This is a genomic window from Peribacillus sp. Hz7 (assembly GCF_042136355.1).
GTDB classification, from domain to species: Bacteria; Bacillota; Bacilli; order Bacillales; family DSM-1321; genus Peribacillus; species Peribacillus asahii_A.
This window is the reverse complement of the sequence record NZ_JBHHJV010000001.1, coordinates 600,661-624,376: the sequence shown is the minus strand read 5'-3', so window position 1 is coordinate 624,376 and position 23,716 is coordinate 600,661. Positions and strand designations below refer to the sequence as shown.

23 protein-coding genes, 1 pseudogene and 1 riboswitch are annotated in these 23,716 nt (G+C 38.3%); of the genes and pseudogenes, 6 read left to right on the top strand and 18 right to left on the bottom strand.

Annotated elements, in window-relative coordinates; translation table 11 throughout:
* Nucleotides 1-17: 17 nt before the first annotated feature.
* From ACE199_RS02955 to ACE199_RS02945, 3 genes are all read right to left on the bottom strand, one after another.
* Nucleotides 18-527, bottom strand: coding sequence for an acyl-CoA thioesterase (locus ACE199_RS02955; RefSeq protein ID WP_375348501.1), 510 nt, complete (start codon nt 525-527; stop codon nt 18-20).
* Nucleotides 528-787: 260 nt separating this feature from the next.
* Nucleotides 788-1,189: a hypothetical protein gene (locus tag ACE199_RS02950; RefSeq protein WP_375348500.1), complete on the bottom strand. Its 402-nt coding sequence runs from the start codon at nt 1,187-1,189 to the stop codon at nt 788-790.
* Between the two features lie 43 nt (nt 1,190-1,232).
* A complete protein-coding gene (locus ACE199_RS02945; RefSeq protein WP_375348499.1) occupies nt 1,233-1,841 on the bottom strand; it encodes a class I SAM-dependent methyltransferase in 609 nt (202 codons plus the stop codon).
* 138 nt (nt 1,842-1,979) lie between these two features.
* On the opposite strand from ACE199_RS02945, the gene ACE199_RS02940 reads away from it, so the two are divergent.
* Nucleotides 1,980-2,531 carry a TVP38/TMEM64 family protein gene (locus ACE199_RS02940; protein WP_375348498.1) on the top strand — a complete coding sequence of 184 codons (552 nt, stop codon included), beginning with the start codon at nt 1,980-1,982 and terminating at the stop codon, nt 2,529-2,531.
* A gap of 104 nt (nt 2,532-2,635) precedes the next feature.
* Entirely contained in the window at nt 2,636-2,980 is a 345-nt protein-coding gene (locus tag ACE199_RS02935; protein ID WP_375348497.1) for a DUF3992 domain-containing protein, read from the top strand.
* Nucleotides 2,981-3,110: 130 nt separating this feature from the next.
* Here the strand turns inward: ACE199_RS02935 and ACE199_RS02930 are convergent, their stop codons facing one another.
* The 4 genes from ACE199_RS02930 to ACE199_RS02915 form a co-directional block, all read right to left on the bottom strand.
* Nucleotides 3,111-3,518 carry an S-Ena type endospore appendage gene (locus ACE199_RS02930; RefSeq protein WP_375348496.1) on the bottom strand — a complete coding sequence of 136 codons (408 nt, stop codon included), beginning with the start codon at nt 3,516-3,518 and terminating at the stop codon, nt 3,111-3,113.
* Between the two features lie 233 nt (nt 3,519-3,751).
* Nucleotides 3,752-4,882 carry a TcaA second domain-containing protein gene (locus tag ACE199_RS02925; protein WP_375348495.1) on the bottom strand — a complete coding sequence of 377 codons (1,131 nt, stop codon included), beginning with the start codon at nt 4,880-4,882 and terminating at the stop codon, nt 3,752-3,754.
* Nucleotides 4,883-4,897: 15 nt separating this feature from the next.
* On the bottom strand, nt 4,898-5,950 hold the full coding sequence (locus ACE199_RS02920; protein ID WP_375348494.1) for a DUF5105 domain-containing protein: 1,053 nt from the start codon (nt 5,948-5,950) through the stop codon (nt 4,898-4,900).
* Nucleotides 5,951-6,799: 849 nt separating this feature from the next.
* Nucleotides 6,800-7,456 carry a potassium channel family protein gene (locus ACE199_RS02915; protein WP_375348493.1) on the bottom strand — a complete coding sequence of 219 codons (657 nt, stop codon included), beginning with the start codon at nt 7,454-7,456 and terminating at the stop codon, nt 6,800-6,802.
* Between the two features lie 102 nt (nt 7,457-7,558).
* A riboswitch (cyclic di-AMP (ydaO/yuaA leader) is annotated at nt 7,559-7,710 on the bottom strand.
* A 307-nt stretch (nt 7,711-8,017) separates the two neighbouring features.
* On the opposite strand from ACE199_RS02915, the gene ACE199_RS02910 reads away from it, so the two are divergent.
* Genes ACE199_RS02910 through ACE199_RS02900 form a run of 3 tightly spaced genes read left to right on the top strand, consistent with a single transcriptional unit; the run spans nt 8,018 to nt 10,709 of the window.
* A complete protein-coding gene (locus tag ACE199_RS02910) occupies nt 8,018-8,809 on the top strand; it encodes an ABC transporter ATP-binding protein (RefSeq protein ID WP_375348492.1) in 792 nt (263 codons plus the stop codon).
* Between the two features lies 1 nt (nt 8,810).
* Nucleotides 8,811-9,671, top strand: coding sequence for an ABC transporter permease (locus ACE199_RS02905; protein ID WP_375348491.1), 861 nt, complete (start codon nt 8,811-8,813; stop codon nt 9,669-9,671).
* 36 nt (nt 9,672-9,707) lie between these two features.
* Nucleotides 9,708-10,709 carry an ABC transporter substrate-binding protein gene (locus tag ACE199_RS02900; protein ID WP_375348490.1) on the top strand — a complete coding sequence of 334 codons (1,002 nt, stop codon included), beginning with the start codon at nt 9,708-9,710 and terminating at the stop codon, nt 10,707-10,709.
* A gap of 84 nt (nt 10,710-10,793) precedes the next feature.
* On the opposite strand, the gene ACE199_RS02895 is transcribed toward ACE199_RS02900, so the two are convergent.
* The 4 genes and pseudogenes from ACE199_RS02895 to ACE199_RS02880 form a co-directional block, all read right to left on the bottom strand.
* Entirely contained in the window at nt 10,794-11,723 is a 930-nt protein-coding gene (locus tag ACE199_RS02895) for an alpha/beta hydrolase (RefSeq protein ID WP_375348488.1), read from the bottom strand.
* A gap of 113 nt (nt 11,724-11,836) precedes the next feature.
* A pseudogene (locus ACE199_RS02890) lies at nt 11,837-12,093 on the bottom strand (cell wall hydrolase); the annotation flags it as partial.
* A 557-nt stretch (nt 12,094-12,650) separates the two neighbouring features.
* Entirely contained in the window at nt 12,651-14,051 is a 1,401-nt protein-coding gene (locus ACE199_RS02885) for an FMN-binding glutamate synthase family protein (protein ID WP_375348614.1), read from the bottom strand.
* Between the two features lie 69 nt (nt 14,052-14,120).
* A complete protein-coding gene (locus ACE199_RS02880; RefSeq protein ID WP_375348487.1) occupies nt 14,121-15,533 on the bottom strand; it encodes an FMN-binding glutamate synthase family protein in 1,413 nt (470 codons plus the stop codon).
* Nucleotides 15,534-15,697: 164 nt separating this feature from the next.
* Between ACE199_RS02880 and ACE199_RS02875 the strand changes: the two genes are divergently transcribed.
* Nucleotides 15,698-16,447, top strand: a complete 750-nt coding sequence (locus ACE199_RS02875; protein WP_375348486.1) for a YqjF family protein — start codon at nt 15,698-15,700, stop codon at nt 16,445-16,447.
* A gap of 4 nt (nt 16,448-16,451) precedes the next feature.
* On the opposite strand, the gene ACE199_RS02870 is transcribed toward ACE199_RS02875, so the two are convergent.
* From ACE199_RS02870 to ACE199_RS02840, 7 genes are all read right to left on the bottom strand, one after another.
* Nucleotides 16,452-17,555 carry a GerAB/ArcD/ProY family transporter gene (locus ACE199_RS02870; RefSeq protein WP_375348485.1) on the bottom strand — a complete coding sequence of 368 codons (1,104 nt, stop codon included), beginning with the start codon at nt 17,553-17,555 and terminating at the stop codon, nt 16,452-16,454.
* Between the two features lie 88 nt (nt 17,556-17,643).
* Entirely contained in the window at nt 17,644-18,738 is a 1,095-nt protein-coding gene (locus ACE199_RS02865; protein WP_375348484.1) for a GerAB/ArcD/ProY family transporter, read from the bottom strand.
* Between the two features lie 103 nt (nt 18,739-18,841).
* Nucleotides 18,842-19,936 (bottom strand): GerAB/ArcD/ProY family transporter, encoded by a 1,095-nt coding sequence (locus ACE199_RS02860; RefSeq protein WP_375348483.1) that lies wholly within the window; start codon nt 19,934-19,936, stop codon nt 18,842-18,844.
* Nucleotides 19,937-19,991: 55 nt separating this feature from the next.
* Nucleotides 19,992-20,213, bottom strand: a complete 222-nt coding sequence (locus ACE199_RS02855; protein WP_375348482.1) for a hypothetical protein — start codon at nt 20,211-20,213, stop codon at nt 19,992-19,994.
* Entirely contained in the window at nt 20,210-21,400 is a 1,191-nt protein-coding gene (locus ACE199_RS02850) for a Ger(x)C family spore germination protein (RefSeq protein ID WP_375348481.1), read from the bottom strand. Before ACE199_RS02850 ends, ACE199_RS02855 begins: the two co-directional genes overlap by 4 nt.
* On the bottom strand, nt 21,397-22,980 hold the full coding sequence (locus ACE199_RS02845) for a spore germination protein (RefSeq protein WP_375348480.1): 1,584 nt from the start codon (nt 22,978-22,980) through the stop codon (nt 21,397-21,399). The genes ACE199_RS02850 and ACE199_RS02845 overlap by 4 nt, the downstream gene beginning before the upstream one ends.
* A gap of 196 nt (nt 22,981-23,176) precedes the next feature.
* Nucleotides 23,177-23,716, bottom strand: coding sequence for a VUT family protein (locus ACE199_RS02840; RefSeq protein WP_375348479.1), 540 nt, complete (start codon nt 23,714-23,716; stop codon nt 23,177-23,179).

Genomic DNA, 23,716 nt, shown 5'->3' with positions numbered 1-23,716 from the left:
TCTATCATGTCCAATAACTACATAATTGTTTTTGTTGTTAAATATGCAGCTAATTCTTTACTCTTTTGTTTTCTTTCACGTCGCATTTTTGCTCGTTCTTCGCCTGTTTCGTGTAATTTCTTTTCTTCTTCTGTTTCAGGAATTACTTTTGGAACAGCGGTAGGACGTTGAAACTTATCAAGGGCAACAAATGTTAATAGGGCTGTTGCCGCTATTTTACACTCCCCGCTTTTTAAATCTTCCGCAATAACTTTCACGAAAATCTCCATCGAAGATACGCCTGTCCACGAAACATACGATTCAAAACTCACTGAATCGGTCGGTCGAACTGGATGCAAGAAGTCTACAGAATCTGTTGAGGCCGTCACACATTCCGTTCGGCTATGACGCGCGGCAGAAATAGAAGCTACTTGGTCTATATCACTCATCATTCGACCGCCAAACAAGGTGTTATGATTATTTACATCATTCGGAAAAATCCGACTTGTTCTAATTACTCGTGATTCTTTGCAATATTTTGTTTCCATAAGAAAGGCTCCCTTAAAAGTAAATTATTGGAACTGAGTTTCTACATGATTTTCAGGTGTTCTCTTTAAGCTAAATCTACTCTTTCTTAAGCTCTATTAACTGCATTTCAGTAGATTCGGAATGAATATGCATTGTTCACTACTATAGAGTTCTATATTATATCCTATTATATTGCTTTTTTTACCAAAAAACATTCATCCAATCCCCATTATTTCATATTCAATCAGGGTTTTCTGGCTAAATCCGATAAAGATTGCCCTTAAATCTTTTCATGCTCCAGTAAATGACGAATATGATTTTTTAAATAAAACGCTTCAGGTAATTCCAATGGAGACTGTAGGATAGAAGAATCGCGATAAGAGCGATAAGAACTACTATGATTACCTGCTATATGTATATCCAATTGTAAAATATGAGAGCCCTTCATTTCTACATAATAGTGAACGCCCTCTTTTTCTAAGCGGTAAAATGAAAATTTCAGTCCTAATAACTCTTGTGTCTCTTGTGTTGTCTCAACATGATTAGTAATATAATCCGCCATTTGCTGAACAGTTACGACATTCGTTGCCATAATCGTTGTCACTTTGTCTTTTACATACTCAACAGCCTGATTAATTTTCGTTTGTGCTTTTTGCGCCAAATGACTCAATAAATTATTCATTGTAACTCTCCTTTGTTTTTGCGTTTAAGCTTAGTATTACCAATTAATAGGCTAAGCGGTAAATTAAAAATCTCTCATAAGGATTACGCTCAGATAAACCTTGCAGCAAAATTTCTTTTTTAAATTGAAAGGCAGTTTGATTTTCTAGAAAAAAGAGATAATCTTTTGAGCCATAATATAAAACTAACTCAATATCTCTCGGAAATTGTTCCACTGAACGCAATATATTCTGAATAATTTTCATGAAAATTTGTACGGAAAATGGATTAAAAAAATAAAATCGGTTGTCTAATGCATCAATCTTATACTTCTCTGCTAAACAACAGTGGAATTGAATACGGTGACCGCTCTTTTTCATTTTCTTCACATAACTACTTCGATTATCTATAGCTTCCTCATAAAAGATTTTATTCATCTCAATTCCGACAACAGAAGCATTAAATAAATAATTCATATAAAAAATTAATCTTCCTTTTCCGCAGCCAAAATCTACGACTTGGTCACTACTCGTTAATTCATATTGCTTAAATAATTGTTCGAGCGCGCTATAGGGCGTTGGCTCATAGCGATGATAATGCAAGGACTTATTAAAAACCTTCTGTTCTCCTCCCGTTTTAATGTTCAGCAATTCATCATAGTACCGTTCTTTCATCGCTTTACCCCTATTCCATTCATATAGCTATAATGATATCGATTTTTTTATAAGAATAAAAGGAGAAATGTTTAATATCTAGTTTCTATTCATTATCGGTTATACTGGAGGTAATTATAATGTAAGAAGGATTAAAACATGAAAGAATTCATTTTAAATTGGTTTTCTCAAGCAGGACCCTTTTCAATTATTATTAGTATTTTCATTAATATTGTAATAAGTATATTCGGTGTCATACCTAGCGTTTTTTTGACCGCTCTTAATATTACTTTTTTTGGATTTGAAGCAGGCATGCTTATTTCTTATATTGGAGAATGTGCAGGCGCTGCAGTCAGCTTTCTCTTATATAGAAAAGGGATTCGACACGTGGAACAGTCCCTACCTGCCCAATCAAAATATTTAAATAAACTGACAGCTTCAACAGGAAAAGAGGCGTTCATATTCGTTCTAGTATTTCGACTAGTACCTTTTATCCCGTCCGGATTGATTAACCTCGGTGCAGCCTTAAGCAAAATCAGCTTACTTCATTTTACATTAGCAAGCGCTATTGGAAAAGTCCCTGCTATGCTTCTAGAAGCATACTCCGTTAACGAAGTATTAATGTGGGAGAAGCAAGGGAAAGGGATTTTATTTATTGTTTCATTCATTATATTGGTCATTTATTGGGCAGTGAAAAGGAAACGTGTTTAGTAAAAAAATATTCATTACTTTTCACTCCAACGTTTGAATAGTTAAACAAAGTTAGTCGATTAAACATAAAATAGTAAGAACCTATCTATTGAGGAGGTGAGTTCTTGGCTAATTTGGGGGGGTTTAGCAATAACCCATTAAACGTTATCAGTGATTCAGTGTCTTGTACGATTGAATTAGGAGATACTAATGGGGCAGCTACAACTATTTGGCAAGATGATACTCCTTTTGTTATAAACGGAACCATTGTAGTTGAAAATACTGGAACAATCGGCGTTTCACCAAAGGCTGCCCTTCATGTGAATGGAGCTGCAATTCGTGGATTTGTGGTCGCACCAGGTGAATGTCGGTCTATTACGGTAAATGATTTGCGTTCGATTAGTATCGTTGCAGCAGGAACAGGCACTGCCAAAATCAAGATTTCTTTCTCCTTAAACTATAAGTTTTAACGTATTTCTATCTATGTTAAAACAAAAAAATGATGCTCTACGTTAGCATCATTTTTACATAGCCTTTGTTAAATTATATTGTTGATAAAACTGAGCAGCCTCCTATAACAGAGCCTCTACATAAAAAATATTAAGTCACATAACGAACCTTCATACTATAATGACCATTGGCCTTTTGGCCCGATCCTCCCCGACAAGAAATTTCCAGGTTTGAAATAGTCTTCAAAGTAACAGATTTCGTTTGATTTATTTCAGTCAATGTAAATAATGTCGTATCCGCCTTTCCATCACCATCTGTATCCGCTCTTACCTTCATAATACAGCCACAATTATTTTTTACAGTTAATGATCCTGATGGCAGAGAAGCCATTCCAATAGCTCTCCAATACTCTACATATTTCCCATCACAATTTTGTACAATAACACCACCTATTTCATCTGCCACTAATTGTGGCTCTGGAAGATTTGATTTACGAGGAAAAAGAGATAGACTGCCTAATGGCGGGGGTGAAATATGAGAGTTACTTTGTACGTCCATACTAGGTATTCCCTTTCTAATTATGGTAATTTATTGTATGGATTAATACATGAAATGGTGTCGTCAATCCACCACTCCCGAATCCAGCTCGACTAGGAGGAGGCGATTACCGTATGGCCGAGCGCACACAGAAAAACGCTGCCTCTCAATCAAGCAGCGTTTTTCATTTACCCTTTATTCTGTTTCATCCATTTCCTCATCTTTATTAAAATGCAAGAAATGGTTAATTATTCTTAAAACATATTACTTTCATCCTTCTTACGAGTCCACTTCATGACTGGCGAGTCTTCATTTTTCAGCTCAGTTTTATTTTCCCAATCGTCACTTTCTGAGCCATCCGCTTTTATTTCCTCCAAGTCAGCTATTAACCATTTTTTACTCTTTTCATCATACTTCATCTTATATGTTCGAACAGTTTTATAAGAAATATCTTCAAAACCTTCCATGTCTCGAACTTTCATTTTATTTTTGTAGGAAACAAGTGCTGTAACTTCTGCAAGCCACTCATCATTAAAACGATTAATATCTAAATCATCAAGGTTCACAACCACTCCTAAATATTGCATCTGAATTTCATCAACATACTCTTTATAAAATTCAAAATCATATTTGGCAAATGCCGTAACCTCTCTTACTTCATCTGTGACATTTGTAAAATGTTTCGTTTCATAATTGTTTGTCTGAAAAACGATTAAGTCATTATTAAATACATCTAGTGCGGCTAACACATTTTGTTGAACGCCTTTATCCTTTTGAGCCAAATCACTATCGTCTACAAGCAGGCTGACCTGCTTGCTGCCGCCCCACACTTCTACTTTTCTTTTCTCTAAAAAAGTGCCAAGTGTATTTTTTACAGTTAATCGTACATCATACGCACCTGGAAGAAGTGGACCGTACAATTCTTCTTCACTCTTTATAAGAGAGTCTTTCGTTTTATCGACGGAAAGAGTAACTTGATCTTCTTCACTTAGCCCAGTTACCTTTATATATCCCGTTTTTACCTTCAGTTTGTAGTCAGTAAATAATCCGAAGCGTTTTCCGTCTTCCACTAGACTAATCTGCTGATTTGTCATGTTGTATTCTTGCTTCTCCAATTGCTCCTCTAAGCTATCCTTAATTACTTGATAACTATTATAATTAGCATTTAGATAAGTAACGAATGCTTTAAGCGATGACTCATCTATTTCTGCCTTCTTATTATCTACTAAGAGTATATCCTTTAGCTGTTCCGGCTTCTTTTGATCAACCGCCTGCTCAAACGCTTCGACAACTTGTTTAGGTCGATTATTCTGCTGGATCAACACAACCGTAATAATGGTGAGCATAACCACCGCTGGTATAGCAAGTAACCATATTTTCTTCACATTATTCACGGCTCCTTAATAACTTGATCCTTTTACAAATACAGTGTCTAAACTTTCGCCATACTTATCAACTGCTTCAATCGTCCATTTTCCATCCTTTTTCGTTAAGGACACTTCCACTGGGTCGCTAAGTTCGTTTACCTCAAGAGCATTTAAAATTTTAGGCAATTTTGAAAGTACATATTTATCAATTTCTTGTGAATCATAACTTCCTGTATTCTCTCTAAATTCACGCTCATACTCATAAACATCTTCATATAATGTTTTTAATGACGGTGTAGAAACCTCTACTTCAACGATTGCCTTATCATTAGCATTTGCAATAGTACTAGCATTCACCTCAGCCTTTTCCGCTAAGATATCACGGTATGTTGCATATAGCTTTTCAATGTCTGTGTCATCTAACTTCTTATCAAACACCTTGTTTATTTCCATTTCAAATGCTTCTTGTGCGGATTCTTGCAATACTGGTTTATCAGCCGATACAAGTTGCTCATAATCTGGATTTTCCTTATTGTAATAGATTTGATTCACGTAAGCCTTCAATGCTTTCGCTGGATCTTGCAGCGTTTCATAGCTAGCGGCATACTTCTTCGTATCAAGCTTTAATACTAACTCTTCTGACTCCTCTTCGGGATCATCGAATAGTGGATTTAAGCCAATTTCATACTCTTTATCCTTTGTTACTTCAAATATCGCTAATACAGTTTTTGACTTTCCTGCACCAATACTCCCGCCCGTATCAATATCCAAGCCTATATCGCGATTATAAAGTTCTGGATTAATATTGATTTGCTGCTCACCATCATATAACTTAATCCCATCATACCCTGATAATCGCATTGGAGAATCTGATAAATTTTTGACTTTTAAATTAATAGCCATCATAGCTAAGTTCTCATTTTCAGAAACCCCATCATCACTCTCTGAAACAATATAACTAGCGCTTTCAATAGAAGCCTCCAACCCTTTACTCTTTTCAGTTGAAGCCTTTTCACCCGAATCTGAACATGCAGATAAAAGGAAAATAAATACTGATACAACGGAGAATAATACCCATTTTTTCAAAAAAAGAACCCCTTCCTAAACTAGACTATAATATGTACCATTTCTTCTCACATATTAAATCTACCTAAATCCCCCCTTCCAAAACAGGATATTTATCCCTAATAAAAAGGAAAAATAAACCTATTGGACTAGGCTTAATGATTCAAAGCCTTGATATACAGGGAATAGATAGCAAATATTTTTTTGGTTTATTATATAAATAAAGGAAAATAATTCATTTTTACTAGTTTTTGAATATACTTACATAAGCGCTATAACATACCATTTTCTTATTTTTATTAATTATTATACAAATAATAGAACTTTTGATTTAGCTCACCCTATATCTTCCATACACTGATTTCCATCTATTAATCTTCCGAATATTACTATACAAATAGAAACAAGCAGCGAAAACATTCACTGCTTGTTTCTATTTGTATATTTTTCATACGGTCCATATATCTTCACTAGGATATTGGATACTCACTTTTTTGTTGTTATCAGCAAATAGACGAGGGTAAGCGGACCTACTTTACCAAATTCCCTGACTCCTACAATGATTCATTTTTCGACAATAAAGAAGTCAGCGATTATTCCCCTATAGACAGATTTACTATGCCAAAAGCTGAGACAACTGTTCAGCCCCGACAAGCATAAGATGAGAGGCAGCATGACGCAGTTTGCCACAGAGCATAACCGCTTATGACCTCGAGGAGCTAGGAGCCGCAGCTATAATGAGGGAATTCCCTCATCTCCCTTTTTTCTTCTCACAAGCTTGAGGTGGGGAGCTTACTTCCATTAGGTGTGGGATAAAACGGTTTAATACAAGCGTTTCAGTAAGCATTCATTTCAAATGTATATTGCTTGTTACACGCCTTGGGCCTCTAATTTTGCAATATCTTTATTATGTCCAATCACAATTAATGTATCTCCTTGCCGAATTTGTTCTTCAGCAAGCGGAGCCACATTAATATCTTTTCCACGTTGAATACCAATAATATTGCAATGGTATTTTGCACGAATATCCAAATCCATTAATGATTTTTTATCAATTTTATGTGACGCCACAATTTCCACGATGCTATACTCCTCAGATAATTGAATATAATCAATAATTTTTTCGGAAGCGATATGATGAGCAATTCGCTGCGCCATATCTCTTTCTGGATGGATAACTCGATCCACTCCGACCTTTTCTAGAACTTTATGATGATACATATTTTGAGCTTTTGCCCAAACTTGAGGAATGCCCATTTCCTTTAGAAGTAAACATGTTAAAATACTTGCTTCAATATCATCACCTAAAGAGACGAAAGCGACATCAAAGTTTCTTACACCTAAGGACTTTAAACTCATCTCATCCAACCCATTAGCTACGACGGCATGGGTAGCAAAGGCTGCATATTCATCTATTTTACTTTCATCTTTATCGATAGCCATGACTTCCACTCCAATCGAATGGAATTCCTTGACTAAGCTCCCTCCAAATCTTCCTAAACCAAATACAACAAACTGTTTTTTCATCTCGTTCTTCCCCTTTTATTACAATCTCTTTATATAGAAAGCACAAAAAAGACCACAGAGGATTCCCCCGTGGTCGAATGCATTTTTTCGATCACCAGTATCACTTCCTCTCTCTTCACGCTTCCGGAGTTAGCTGTCGGATTCGGACCATGAGAGTAGCCCTACCTTCTTCATAAAGGATTCACCCCAAGCGACGAAAACACCGCCACAAAATTGGTTCCCCCGTTCCATAAAGGATTCAGCGAATAAAGAAATATGGTTTTACATGAAAGTAATATTACTCCTTCAAAATTAAGTTGTAAAGAACATTTGAGAGCATTCACCTTATAGAACGACAAAATATAGATTTTTCACTTTTTGAAAGCCCAAAAATCCAAAATGTAAGATTTTATAACATATAATTAGTGATAGTAACTAAAATATCCACTTCGATTTGTTCGTTTTTGCTAATGACAAATGAACTACAACACAATAAAATAAGTATTATATCACATATTATGTAATATAATATAACATTTATAAACATAAACAAATAATGTGATTTTTCAGGAGGGGAAAATATTGAGCACAAATCCAAACGAAGTCGTTTCATTCAAAGGTGTTAGTAAAGTGTACAATACGGGCATCATTGCATTAAGTCAATTTGACTTAATGATTACAGAAGGCGAGTTTATTAGTTTTTTAGGTCCATCGGGTTGCGGCAAGTCCACTGCGCTAAGGATGGTAGCTGGGTTGAGTGAAGCCACTAGCGGCCATGTCCAAGTTTTCGGTAAAACACCTAAGGAGATTATTCAAGGAACAAACGATATCGCCTTCGTTTTTCAAGATGCAAATTTACTTCCTTGGCGAACTGTGCTTGATAATGTATTATTGCCGCTTGAATTAAGAGGATCTACTAAGAAAAGCCATAAGGAGTACGCAATAGAGGTATTAGAGATGGTCGGTTTAAAAGATTACTTAGATGCCTATCCTAGAGAACTATCAGGCGGGATGAAAATGAGAGTTTCAATCGCCCGTGCTTTAGCGGCAAAACCAAAAATGTTATTAATGGATGAACCCTTTGCCGCTCTCGATGAAATCACACGCCAAACATTGCAGATTGACCTCCTTAATATATGGCAAAAAGAAAAAACTACTATTCTATTTGTTACCCACAACGTATATGAAGCTGTATTTTTATCCTCACGAATCGCAGTCATGTCTTCTCGTCCCGGGAAATTATCATCCATTATTAACGTCAATCTCCCCTTTCCAAGAACACTCCAAGTAAGAACAGACAAAACATTTACAGACTATGTAGATATAGCTGCCCACAGTCTCGAAAATAGCTCAATAAGAAGGGAGTTAGGATAAGATGTCCACACAATCAGTAGCAACGAAAAAAACAAAAATGGTTTCGCATTTCCCTCAAAGTAATACAGGGAAAATTTGGACTAAATTTAAAGGTGTTTATCTCGGTCCAATCATTGCTTTAATTGCCTTCCTCTCTCTATGGCAATTGATTCCTTCTTTATTGGGGATCAAACCATTTATTCTTCCGAAACCTACAGATGTCTTACACGCTGCACTAACGGATTGGCACTTATTATGGCCAGCCATTCAAATTACAGTTATTGAATCGATTATTGGATTTTTACTCAGTGCGACTATCGGTATTTTCGTTTCTATTTTATTAGCAAGCTCGAAAGTGTTAGAAATTAGCATCTATCCATACGCCATTATTTTGCAAACCATTCCTGTTGTTGCCGTTGCACCGATTATTGTTATTTGGTTTGGCGCCGGTTTCAATGCCATTGTAATCATTTCGTTTTTAATTGGTTTTTTCCCAGTTATTTCGAATACATTAATGGGACTGAATTCAGTCGATAAAAATATGGGAGAACTCTTTACACTATATAATGCATCAAAATGGAAGAAAATATGGAAACTTCGCATTCCATTTGCAATGCCTTATATTATGGCAGGATTAAAAGTATCTTGTACTTTATCGATTGTCGGAGCTATTGTTGGAGAATATGTAGCAGGAATCGGTGGAGGTAAAGGTGGCTTAGGCTATGCCATTACAGTAGCCGCCATCCAATTAAAAACTCCATATTTGTTTGCCTGCGGAATAGCTGCGGCATTATTAGGGATTGGCTTTTACCTTCTCGTTAGCCTGATAGCTCACTTAATGTTGCGATCTTGGCATGAGTCAGCGATGAAGGTTGAAAAATAAAGCGAAATTCATTACGAATTAAAGGAGGAAGAAAAGGTGAAAAAATTCAATCTACTATTTTTAGGAATTATCTTTCTAGTTTTCCTGACTGCCTGCAGCGATGAGGAAGCTAGTACTAGTGAGGAAGAGAACAAAACGGATGATAAAGCTGTTGAACATGTTAAATTAGTATTAAACTGGTTTCCAAAGGCACAGCATGGCGGTGTATATGCCGCACAAGAAGACGGGATTTTCAAAGAAAATGGATTGAATGTAACCATTGAGCCAGGTGGTCCACAAGTATCTTCTGTTCAAATGATTGCATCAGGCAGCGCGGAGTTTGGTCTTGCACACGCAGATCAATTAGTTATTGCTAAAAATCAAGGAATTGATTTAGTCGCTGTAGCAGCTGCGATGCAGGGAAGTCCACAAGTATTTATGTTCCATAAAGGGCATGGAATTAAAGACTTCACAGACCTAAATGGAAGAAAAGTATATGTTCAACCTGGAATTACATATTGGGACTTTTTAAAATCTAAATACGATTTAAGTAAAGTAGAAGAGTTAGCGTACAACGGGCAGCATACGAACTTTGTAAATGAAAAAGATTCTGTTACCCAAGCATTTGCCACATCCGAGCCTTTCTTTTTAGAAAAAGAAGGAATCGAAACAGAAACAAAGCTGATTGCTGACGCGGGTTACGATCCTTATAATGTTGTATTATTTGTAACAAAAGAATATTTAGAGAAGAATGAAGAAACGGTTCAAAACTTTGTTACTTCATTTGTAGAAGGATGGAATTCTTATAAAACGTCTTCTGAGTCTATTAATAAAGTCATTCAGAATGATAATCCAGACATCGCCTTAGATGCTTTAGCCTTTGAAACCGAATCTCAAGAAGAATTTGTGTACGGCAAATATGCATCTGAACACGGTGTCGGCTATATGACAGAAGAAAGATGGGCTACACTTATTCAACAGCTGCATGATTTAGACTTATTGGAAAAGCCATTCGAAGCGAATGAAATCTTTACAACAAAATACTTACCTGAAAAATAAACTTCTCATAAGTAAGACTAGAAAACCACGCCTCTGGATTGCTGTTTAGCCAGAGGCTTAGTTTTACTTTCATAAAACAGATTCTCATTCATTCAGAAATTTTGCAATGGACTGAAAAACTTGTTCATTAATCGGAATCGGCAATGTTAGAAAACCATGAACAAGTCCACTGTATCGGGTAAGCTGTACGGGAACTCCACTTTCCTGGAGTCGAGTAGCATAAGCCTCCCCTTCATCTCGGATAGGATCGTATTGCGCTGTAATCACGAAAGTTTTCGGTAAACCACTTAAATCTTGCGCTCGTATAGGAGAAGCATATATATTACCTGCATCCTCTTCCGTTTCAATATAGTGATCCCAAAAACTTTTTGTTACGCTGCTAGTCAATATAGGAGCTTGTGCATTTTCTCGAATTGACTCATAAGGAGATTGTTCAATAGAGCGTAAAGCATCTGTCGCAGGGTATATTAATATTTGCCGCCAAATCGATGGTCCTCCGCAGTTTTTAAACAATAAGGTAACCGCTGCACTTAAGTTTCCTCCTGCACTGTCTCCCCCAACAGCAATTCGATTCACATCTACCTGTAATTCCCCTGCATGGTTAAACACCCATTGTACCGCTGCACTACAATCTTTTAGGCCTTTTGGAAAACGATTCTCCGGTGCTAATCGATAATCGACAGCAATGACTTTACACCTCGAAGCATTTGTAAGTTGTCTACAAGCTACATCATGGCTTTCAAGATTCCCTAGCGTCCAGCCGCCACCATGGAAAAACACGATAGCAGGAAGACGCTCTTCCACACTTTTTGGTGTGTATATTCGAATGGGTATATCACCATTCGGACCAGGAATCAGACGATTCTCCACTGCATGAACGAACGGACGCTCCTCTATATCTAGAATCGTTTGAAGTCTAGCTTCACGGATTTTGACAATTAAATCTGGTGTTAATGTTTCAGGCAATTTAGGATAACTTTCTAGAATTTGTTGAAGTATTGGATCTAATTGCATCTTAATCCCTCCCTTACAAATTAAAAATATCCCGATATACGACATAAATCGCAGGCATCAGTTGTATATGTTATAACCCTGTTAATCATTGAATCTCATATATTATTTTTCTATTAAAAGGTATTATAAATATTTTCACATGTTTCACCTGTAGGCTGATAAAAACAATGACGCTTATGACGACCTACAAGAGGTTGATTGTACCATGTAGAAGGACAATCCTCTGGAGGTTTAAAATACCATAAACTATACTTAGCAGGCCAGAATCTCTTGCCGTTTATTGCCCGACGTGCTAAACGTTTTTCACTTTCTCTCGCTCTTTGATAAAATATCCTTTCTGAGTAGCCTCAAAAGCATGGGGTTGATAAAGCGAAACTTCCATCAGTGGGGGTTTTCCTTCATCCCCCACTGATGGTTAGTCACGTTCTACGGTCACTAAGATCTCCGCTTCGCTTCAATCAAGTGACCGTACGAACCTGATTAGTTCAACTATACCTTTGAAAACCACAAAGGTAAGTTTCACTGTATCTCACCAATCGGACCTTTACGGGCAGTTGTCCCCCACCTATCTTCTTTGTTTTCTCATAAGCTTGAGGTGGAGGTCTTACTACCCGTTAAGTGTGGGATAAATCATTTGGGGAATGGTACGAAGCCCTTTAAAATCTGAACAATTAGCTCGTAATCGATTGATGTCTACATTCCCTACAAGCATCATGCCTTGGACTCCTTCTCCTTCCGCCTCTGCCCGAAGTAGCCTTTACAAAGGCCATATTTCCCCCTCCATCATATGAGCAAATTTAGCCTCATAATAATAATAATAATAATAATAATAATATGAAACCATTTATTCTCTCATTCCTCACTTTTTCATAGGTCTCATTATACAATTCAAGAGGCAGATACTTATTTATACCATGTATGGATGTATTAGTTCTCCTCCCAAGGTTTAAATGAAAATGGAATACCAATCATTTGTGCAGTCAAATCATCATAAGACACTAAATCTTTCTTTGATAACTCTTTTAAGGAGCGTTTCCCCATCGCTCTTAAGGCCATTTTCATTTCTTCTGTACTTGCTGTTAAAAATTTCTCTGCTGCTTGAACTCCATCTTTGATCTTAAATTGTTCCTTAAACTTTCCCTCATTCCAAACAACTTGTGTAGGTGGTTCAAATGGAACAGCATTCAATATTTGATTATGTGCGACAGTAAACAACATAGCAGAGCCTAAATATACAGCATCAGCACCGAGTGCAAGTACTTTTAAAAAGTGCCCGGGCACCAAAAGTCCGCCTGAAACAATTAAACTAATTTGTCCTTTCATATTCCTCTTTTCTAAATGATTAGCCGCCCGAACTACTGCATGTAAGGTCGGAATCCCAAAGTCATCGTATAAAATGGGTGGTGCTTCGTGCATGGCTGCTTGTCCTCCATCAATCGCAATATAATCAACACCCATTTCAATTAAATGATCAATATCTTCTTCAATTTTCCCACCCGCCCCAATTTTGACCCCAATTGGAACTCCACCTGTTAGAACCCGAAGTTCTTCGACAAGTTCCTTAAGATCTTCTAATGTTTGATCTTCAAAAAAATGTTCAAAAATCTCTGCATTTTCATTTTCTTTAAGCCCCATTACTTCACGGGCACGACCGGTTAAGTCTTTTGGGGGGATTTTTTTTCCCATCCCGAATATAGCACCTTGCCCCAACTTAATTTCAATCATGTCAGCACGCTTCAAAACGTCTTCTTCCTTTGACCATTCTGTTTTGGAAAACTGTAATATATACTTTCCTGCCGTGTTTAATTCTTCGGGTAAAATTCCGCCTTCCCCCGAGTTAATTGCAGTACCTACATTTTTAGCTGCTTCCGCCAAAGAAAGCCTCACTTGTTCACTAAGTGCGATCCCGTAGGCCATCCCGCTGATCATCAGCGGGATTTTTATTTTCATTGGTTTTTTCGCTTTTGGTCCAATGGTAACGGTAACATCTACTTCTTCTTCACCATCAATCGGAAACGGTGTCGTTTGTGCAGGGATAAATGTAATTGGGTCAAAATGCGGCCATTTTTTTGAAGAGCCGCCAAGCGGGCGATAAAGGACGTCGCCTTTTTCTGCACGCAAGCTATTTTCAAGCACATTTTGAATGCCCATATGCCTGAATCCTGGTATCATTTCGATAATATTTTCTTGGTAACTATCAGTAAAAATAATTTTTCCCATTTGCTTAACTATTCGTTTCATTAACCAACGCCAGCCAACAAGCATGAATAAAGAAAGAGCAAATAAAGTTGCAATCATTGCAAAACTTAAATAGTATAAAATGTTCATCCTATTCACTTCTCCACTATCACATAAAATTGCTTTACTGCCCGCTGTCCTAATCCAACTGGTTAGCACTTATTTCTCTTCTTGTTTGTCTTCCCAAGATTTAAATGTGAACGGAATGCCAATCATTCGTGCGGTCAATTCGTCATAAGACACTAAATCTTTTTTCGACAACTCTTGTAAAGAACGTTTCCCCATTGCTCTTAAGGCCATTTTCATTTCTTCTGTACTGGCTGTTAAGAATTTCTCCGCTGATTGTACTCCGTCTTCGACTTTAAACTTATCCTTAAATTTCCCTTGATTCCAAACAACCTGTGTAGGCGGCTCAAATGGAAGAGCCGAAAGTATTTGATTATGTGCAACAGTAAATAATAAGACAGAGCCTAAATAAACAGCATCAGCACCGAGTGCAAGTACTTTTAAAAAGTGTCCAGGTGTAAAAAGTCCACCTGAAACAATTAAACTAATTTGTCCTTTCATATTCCTCTTTTCTAAATGATTAGCCGCCCGGACTACTGCATGCAAGGTTGGTATTCCAAAGTCATCGGCTAAAATGGGAGGTGCACCATGTGTCGCTGCTTGTCCGCCATCAATCGTAATGAAATCAACACCAAGGTCGATTAAATGATCCATGTCTTCTTCAATCTTTCCACCGGCGCCCATTTTCACACCAATTGGGACACCGCCTGTCATATTCCGAAGTTCCTCCACAAGTTCCTTAATATCTTTTAATGTTTGATTTTCAAAAAAATGTTCAAAGATCACAGCCTCCTCATTTTCTTTAAGCCCCATCATTTCGCGAGCACGACCTGTTAAATTTTTTGGGGAAATTTTCCCGCCCATCCCCATTAATGCGCCTTGGCCAAACTTAATTTCAATCATGTCAGCTCGCTTAATAAGGTCTTCTTCTTTTGACCACTCTGTTTTGGAAAACTGCAAAATATACTTTCCAGCCTGGTCTAATTCTTCAGGTAAGACGGCGCCTTCCCCAGAATTAATCGCTGTTCCTGTATTTTTAGCTGCTTCGGCCAGAGCGAATCTTACTTCTTCACTAAGCGCGATTCCATAAGCCATTCCACTGATCATAAGCGGAATCTTTATTTTCATTGGTTTTTTCGCTTTTGGTCCAATAGTTACTTGAACATCCACTTCTTCTTCACCATCAATCGGGAACGGTGACGTCTGTGCGGGGATAAATGTAATCGGATCGAGATGAGGCCACTTTTTTGAAGAACCAAGCGGACGATGAAGAACATCACCTGTTTCGGCACGCAAACTATTTTCAAGCACATTTTGAATGCCCATATGCCTGAATCCTGGTATCATTTCGATAATATTTTCTTGGTAACTATCAGTAAAAATAATTTTCCCCATTTGCTTTACCATTCGTTTCATTAACCAACGCCAGCCAATAAGCAGGAGTAAAAAAAGAATGAACAGTATGGTTATCATCATAAAAGTTACATAGTATAAAATATTAGGCATAGTCACTTCTCCACTACCTCATAATGAGATTACCTAGTTCTCTACCCTTACTTTTTACATAAAAAAGGAAAATATGTTATAAAATATTAAAAACATTAAAGATACAACTTATGTACTTCCTTACCCTAGACTAAATAGATATAAAACCAAAGGAGATCACTTTCATGGACTTAATGAACGATAGCATTCACCGCCCTTGGCCATTCCCTTCGAAAAAGTGGATTATGCGACAAACTTGGAGCAATCTATTATTTGTTCATTGGCCTGTTCCATCTGAAACACTGCGACCATATATTCCTCCTTCCTTACAAATTGACACCTTTGATCGACACGCTTGGTTGGGAATTGTTTCATTCGTTATGGAGGGCATATATCCTCGAGGAATGTCCTCCATATCACTTTCTCCTAAATTTTCAGAAGTTAATGTAAGGACATATGTTCAATGTAATGGTAAACCCGGTGTGTATTTCATGTCTCTTGACGTCAATGATTGGGCCTCCTATACAATCGCAAAGAAATGGTTACATTTACCTTATCATCCCGCTGAAATTTCGATTCAACAAGAAGGCCAAACTTTTAATTGCCAAAGTATTCGTAAAGGACAAACAAATACTCCGATAACATTCAAAGGAAAATACGCTCCCTTATCGGAGGTTTATTTTCCTAAAGAAGGAACGTTAGATCATTGGCTCACAGAACGATATTGCTTTTTTAGTACCAATAATAACAGCGGAAACATCTATTGCGGGGAAATACACCATCGTCCTTGGCCTTTACAACATGCAGAGTCAGAAATATATATGAATACGCTTTTTTCTCCTTTCAATGTAGACCTTACTAAAACAAAACCAATTTCTCATTTCTCTAAAGGTGTAGATTCACTGATTTGGAATATTAAGAAGACACTATTCTAGTTGTTCAATCATTCTTTTTGCTTCCTAAGCGTTTTCTTTTCCTTGCAATAGCAATCATCAACAAAAACAGCGGAATAATCGTTTGGAATAGTAGTCCATATAAGGGGAAAGTCTCGACATCAAAACGTCCGGTTTCCATTGTGTCAGGAAATGACCAAAAGCCGAATTCTAGCATCAGAATTCCTAACGGCCATACAATGGGCCGGTAGTCTGAAAGATTCAGCCATTGTGCGGTACCTAAAGCAGTCGCATAATAAAATACAGAAATTTTGACAAACGCTCCTACTATCCAAACAGCCATTACAGCGGATTCCACATGTTCAAAGAATTCAGCGATACTGACATATCGAGCTACGTTCATAAGGGGATATTCCTTAGAGGATGTCGCTGGTCCGAGTACAAAAAGAACGATAAGATTCACCGCAACTAACGTCATCATCACAGCAACTACACTTATCATTCCATATTTCATTCCTTTTTGCTTATCTTTTAAAAAAGGCAGGAAAAAAATAATAAGAAAAAATTCTGTAAACCACCCCCCCGGTACAATTGCGCCTTTCATCGAGGGCATCATCCCATCCCCTAATATGGGAAATATATTCTTAAATTCCATATCAGGACTCAATAAGATGATTGAAGTGAGGAATGGAACGATAAAAACAGGAATAAACGATTGGGCAACTCTCCCCATTACTTCTAAACCTCCATGTACGGTTAAGGCACAGAGGAATGCCATCGATGCCATAATTACACTAATCGGAGTAGTAACTAGAAAAGAGTTGACAATAAATTCTGCGTAGCTTCTAATAATTTCCCCAGTAATCTGAATGTAGAAAAATAGGAATAAAAAACCGAGAACTTTTCCCGCAAACCGACCAATGATGTGTTCACTGAATTGGATAACCGTTTGTTCCGGATATAGTTTATGTAGTTTATAAGTGATATACACCGTCACAAACCCGATGAAAGACGCTAAAATCGGTGACAGCCATAGATCAGCTTTGGCATATTTCGCCGTAATGCTCGGAACCCCAAGAATAGCTGTAGCCACAATCGCAGGATACATCATGATGGCCATCTGCAGAGATGAGATTTTGCCTTTCTCCATATTTTTTCTCCTTGTATATTAGTCATTAGATTTCTTTCTAGAAGAATTTCCAATCGATTCAGATTCTCTAAAATTACAAATATCATGCCTATTCGCTACCTTGGCGCTTTCTTTTCCTTATAAGGGCAATCCCTAACAAAAACAGCGGAATAATCATTTGGATCAATAGTCCCAAAAAGGGAAAGGTTTCGACACTGTACTTGTTTAATTCCAATGTGCTAGGAAATGACCAAAAGCTGAATATAACGAGTAGAATCCCTAACGGCCATACGATGGACCGGTAGTCCGAAAGATTCAGCCACTGTGCAGTGCCTAAAGCAATCCCATAATAAAACACAGAAATTTTGATAAACGCCCCTACTACCCAAATGGCCATGATGGCGGACTCTAAATGTTCAAAAAAGTCGGCTAGACTGATGTATCGCGCTACACTCATCAGTGGATAAAACTTAGTGGGTGTCGTTGGCCCTAGTATAAAAAGAACGATAAGATTCACCACAACTAATGTCATCATCACGACAAAAACAGTCATCATTCCGTATTTCATTCCTTTTTTCTGATCCGTTAAAAAAGGCAGGAGAAAAGTAATCAGAAAAAATTCTGTGAACCATCCACCAGGCACAATCGCACCCTTGATTGGAGGCATTATTCCCTCTCCCAATATCGGGAATATGTTCTTAAATTCGAAATCAGGGAACACCAAAATAATTAAGAAGAGAAGTGGGAGTGTAAAAATGGGGGAAAACAATTGGGCAGCTCTCCCTAATACTTCTAAACCTCCCCGTACAATAAAGGAACAGAGCAATGCCATCAATGCCATAATCACGCTAATCGGGGTATTGACTAGAAAAGAGTCGACAACAAATTCCGCGTACTGTCTAAGCATATGTCCCGTAATCTGGATATAAAAAGACAAGAATAAGAAACCGATCAATTTACCCGCAAACCGACCTATAATCTGTTCACTGAATTGAATAACGGTTTGTTTCGGATACAGTTTGTGCAGTTTATAAGCGATATACACTGTCATATACCCAAGGAGGGACGCCAAAATGGGAGACAGCCATAAATCTGTTTTGGCATATTTCGCTGTAATACTTGGAACCCCGAGAATAGCGGTAGCCACAATCGCAGGATACATCATGATGGCCATTTGCAGGGATGAGATTTTGCCTTTCTCCATAGTTTTCTCCTTGTATATTAGTAATTAGAGTTCTTTCCAGAAGAATTTCCAATTGATTCAAATCCTCTAAAATTAGAAAGAATCGTTTATCTAAATATCCTATCTATTCGCTAGCTTGGCGTTTTCTTTTCCTTATAACTGCAATCATCAACAAAAACAAAGGGATAATCGTTTGTATCAATAGGGCAAATACCGGAAAGGTCCCAACCAGATAACGTTCCAATCCCATTGTATTAGGAAGTGACCAAAAGCTGAATTCTAGTATCAGAATCCCTACTGGCCATACAATAGGTCGATAATCTGAAAGGTTCAGCCACTGCGCGGTACCTAAAGCAGCCGCATAATAAAACACAGACAATTTGATAAACGCCCCTACGATCCAAACAGCCATGATGAAGGACTCCAAATGTTCAAAAAAGTCGGCGAGACTGATGTATCGAGCTACACTCATCAGTGGATAAACCTTAAAGGATGTCGCTGGCCCTAGCACAAAAAGAACGATAAGATTAATCAAAACTAACGTCAGCGTCACGACAAAAACAGTCATCATTCCGTATTTCATCCCTTTTTTCTGATCCGCTAAAAAAGGCAGGAGAAAAGTAATCAGAAAAAATTCTGTGAACCATCCACCAGGCACAATCCCACCCTTAATTGGAGGCATCACCCCATCCCCCAATATCGGGAATATATTCTTCCATTCAAAATCAGGGCCCAAAAAGATGAGAAAGAAGAGGATGGCCAATATAAAAATGGGGAAAAACAATTGGGCGGCTCTCCCCAATACTTCTAAACCTCCGTGTACGGTTAAAGCACAGAGAAATATCATCGATCCCATAATCACACTAATTGGGGTATTGACTAGAAAAGAGTCGACAACAAATTCCGCGTATTGTCTAACGATGAGCCCCGCAATCTGGATGTAAAAAAACAAGAATAGAAAACCGAGAATTTTTCCAGCGAACCGCCCCATAATGTGTTCACTAAATTGAATGACTGTTTCTTTCGGATAATGTTTGTGCAATTTATACGCGATATACACTGTCGCATATCCGATGAAGGATGCAAAAATGGGCGATAGCCATAAATCCGTTTTGGCATATTTTGCTGTAATACTTGGAACCCCGAGAATAGCGGTAGCCACAATCGCAGGATACATCATGATGGCCATCTGAATGGATGAAATTCGACCTTTCTCCATCATCTCTCTCCTTTCTATGATAATATGGAAAAACAAAATCGCGCACCTGAGTCATTTATTTTTCCATAAACCGTCCAAACGGCCTGAAAAGAGTTTGAACCCATGCAGTGGGCCCCCCCATATGCGGGAGATCGAACATGGACAGCACTAAGCCGATGAGGAGCAGAGTAAAAAAAGCCATCTTATCCTTTTTCGGGTTTTGTTTCATTTTCGGCCATTCATACAAAATGACCAAAGCCACGATTACCACGACACTAAAAAAAGCTCCCCACCTCACTGCTTCTTCACCTCTTTCTCAGGCAATCCCCCCGGTTTATTTATATAGCCCTGTCTGCGAATATGGGCCTCAACGTTGACTTCCACTTCCACCTCCGGGTACACCTCAGCCCAGCGATTTTCATTTTTTTTCCACTCTTTAGGATATTTCCGATGGAATTCTTCACCGAATTTTATAATGTCCGCTTTCATCTTATGCTGCGCTTGCTGAATAGCTAGCTCGATACGCTTTTTGATATCTTCTTGATACGCTTTTTCTACAGTCTGTAGTGATTTTGGACTTGTAAGATCCAAATTCGTTCCATTTTGGATAACAGCTCCCTCTGTATCAATGTTCACGAGCACTTTCCATTTATTATTTCGTATTTGCGGAATCATCTTGACACGTGCCGACACTGGATTTAAAGATATTTCTCCTTTAACGCCTTCCGGTTTTACGGTAACTGTGTAGGCTTCCATTTCATTTCTTAACCACAAGACTCCTCTTGTTGCCTTTTCTGACATCGTTCCAACCATTTTACCTTTTTTGAACACCGCAGTTCCGACAATGTACGGAATTCCCTGTAATTTCTCTTCCCCTTTACCTGGTGGTAAAATTTTAATAAATGGAAGTGCGCCAGCCTGAGCTACACCTATTAACCCTTCCTGTACATCCTGCATGGTAACCTGCATCCCGATATGTAAATCAGATAGTTCCCGAATCACTTCCCCCGAATAGCGTTCTAGAGGAGGAATCGATTCAAGAACAGCCTTTGGGTTCCCTTTACTAACATACAAATAAGCTCTCTCTCTTGGCTGCGGATGGCGAAGTAAGAAATCCATCGGATCTTGTATTCCTTGCTTTGCTAACTTTTCGCCGAATATAAATACTTTACATTGTCCCCAAAAAACTTTGCGCGGAATCTTGCTTTGTAGTTTGGAAAGCGCATCTGAAATATTGGATCCTTTTTGGGACCTCACCAATGTAGTAGCTCCTCCCCCTCCTTGACCTGCCCCTCCTTGACCTCCTCCGGTGCTTAATGCTTTAGGGATAAACACTTGGAGGGATAATTCAATTTGATTGTCATCCTTTATATCAATAGCTGCTGCTGTGACAATAGCCAAATCATTGACTTCCACCCGATCCCAACAGCCGCTTAAAAGAAAAATCAACCCGAAAATACATAGTATACGGAGAATATTTTTCACTGGGTGTCCCCCCCTTTTTTCGAACTCGGCGCCTGATTTGGAGACTGGCGATATTGGTTAAACTCCCCTGTAAGATGTGGCCGTGTATCCATCTTCCACACAGGCGATCTCCACAGCATATCCTTTAACTCACTCCCTTTTAGCGGTGCCAGTGGCTGTAAGTAAGGGACACCGAAGGAGCGCAAGCCGCACAAGTGAATGACTATGGCGATGATTCCCATCATAATGCCGAGTAGTCCTAAAGTACCAGCAAGCAACATCATAGGAAAACGCAGCATCCGGATAGCAATTCCTGCAATATAACGAGGAATCATAAAAGAAGAGATTCCCGTAATCGCCACCACAATGACCATTGGCGCGGAAACCAATCCTGCTTGAACGGCAGCTTGACCAATCACTAGCGCTCCAACAATACTAACAGCAGAGCCAATCTGCTTTGGCAATCGAACCCCTGCCTCCCGTAGCCCTTCAAACATAATTTCCATAAGCAGCGCTTCTACTACGGCAGGAAATGGGACCGCCTCCCGGGACGCTGACACACTCAGCAGCAGTGCTGTTGGTATCGCCTCCTGATGAAACGTCAAAATAGCGACATAAAAAGAAGGCAGCAAGAGTGAGATACTAAGAAAACTATAACGTAACAAACGGATAAGTGTGCTAACCATAAAGCGTTGATAATAGTCCTCATGTGATTGAAGCAAAGAAAAGAAGGAAATTGGAGCAATTAAACTAAATGGTGTTCCTTCTACTAAAATGACCGCTCGTCCCTCTAATAAACTAGAACAGGCTGTATCCGGTCGTTCTGTTGATAGTATCTGAGGGAAAGGGGAATATGGATTGTCCTCAATCATTTCCTCGATGTACTCGCTTTCTAAAACACCGTCTATCTCAATTCTCTTCAATCGATTCGTTATTTCTTCAATTAGTGTTGGATCTACAATTCCATCAATATAGGCAATGGCAACCGTAGTCTGCGTATAACTCCCGATTTTCATCGATTGTATTTTTAGAGCCGGACTTTTAATAATGCGTCGCAATTGAGATGTACTTACCTCTAAAGATTCATTAAATCCCTCTCGCGGCCCCCTGATTCCTACTTCTGCTACAGGTTCTTCAATCCCGCGCTTTTCCCATTTGGCTAATCCTAAAGAAAAGCCAGCACTTTCCCCTTCATAGAGAAGGATAGGATTTCCAGATGAGATTGATTCGATACACTCGGCTAGTGTATGCACTCTCTTTACTTTGGAAACAGGCAGTTTATTTTCAAGAAATTCATTTAATAGCTGAGGTTCGCTTGCTGTTTCCTTAATGAGTGGCGACAGAACGAATTCCTCCATCCCTTCGACGTTCGTAATACCCTCTATATAAATAATCGTCGCTCTTGTTTTTCCGAAAAGTAAGAACGAACGGAAAAGGACGTCTGAACAACGATCATAAACTAAATGAAAAGTTTCGATATTTTTATCGAAATTATCAGAAAGGAAATCTTCTGGCTTAGAATTCTGCTGTTCCTGTTCGTTTTGTAAATTATTCTTTTTGGGCTTGGGTTTCCTTAAAAGTTTATTTATATTTCGAATCAAGTTGCTTCCCCCATTTTTTTGCAGGTGACTTATAAGCTCTCTTTTTCTATAGTTCTTCATTAAGGGTAATTTATACAAAACCATTAAGAAATTTCCTGATTCTCCACTGTACTAGTGATTTTCTTCATAAAGAACAGACAGGCGATTAGGGTGAATGAGAAAAGGCTCAGTCATAAGACTGAGCCTCTTCACTATATTAATTAACGACAGTTTTCTTCTCTAAACGAACATGCACCTGATTCAAGACGAACGCACCAATCATTTGAACAATTGTTTTGACAATAATTTGCCCCACAATAGCAGCAGGTACGGCTTCCCAAGGTAAAATGTTTGCACCAAATGGGCTTAAACCAATCACAACGAAAATTACCGAATCGAGAAACCCGCCAACAATTCCGCTATAGAATACGCGCCAGCTCATCGGTAACTTCAAACGTGAGTAAATCTCTGTATCAGTGGATTCCGCAACAATAAATGAAAGCGCGGAGGCTGCAACAATTAATAATGTATCCCCTAGTGTAAACGATACAGCTGCTGATAAAATGAGCGCTGTCACAATGAATCCATATGTCTTCGCTCGACCATATTTATTTTGGACAAGATCCCGAAAGATAAATGTTGCTCCAATTAACAAGGTTCCCATCGGTACGATAAATACACCAAATTGGAGCGGTGCAAAAGCCGCTGTGACCACGTTTGCAGCCACGATGGATAGTAAATAAAATAATATTCTCAT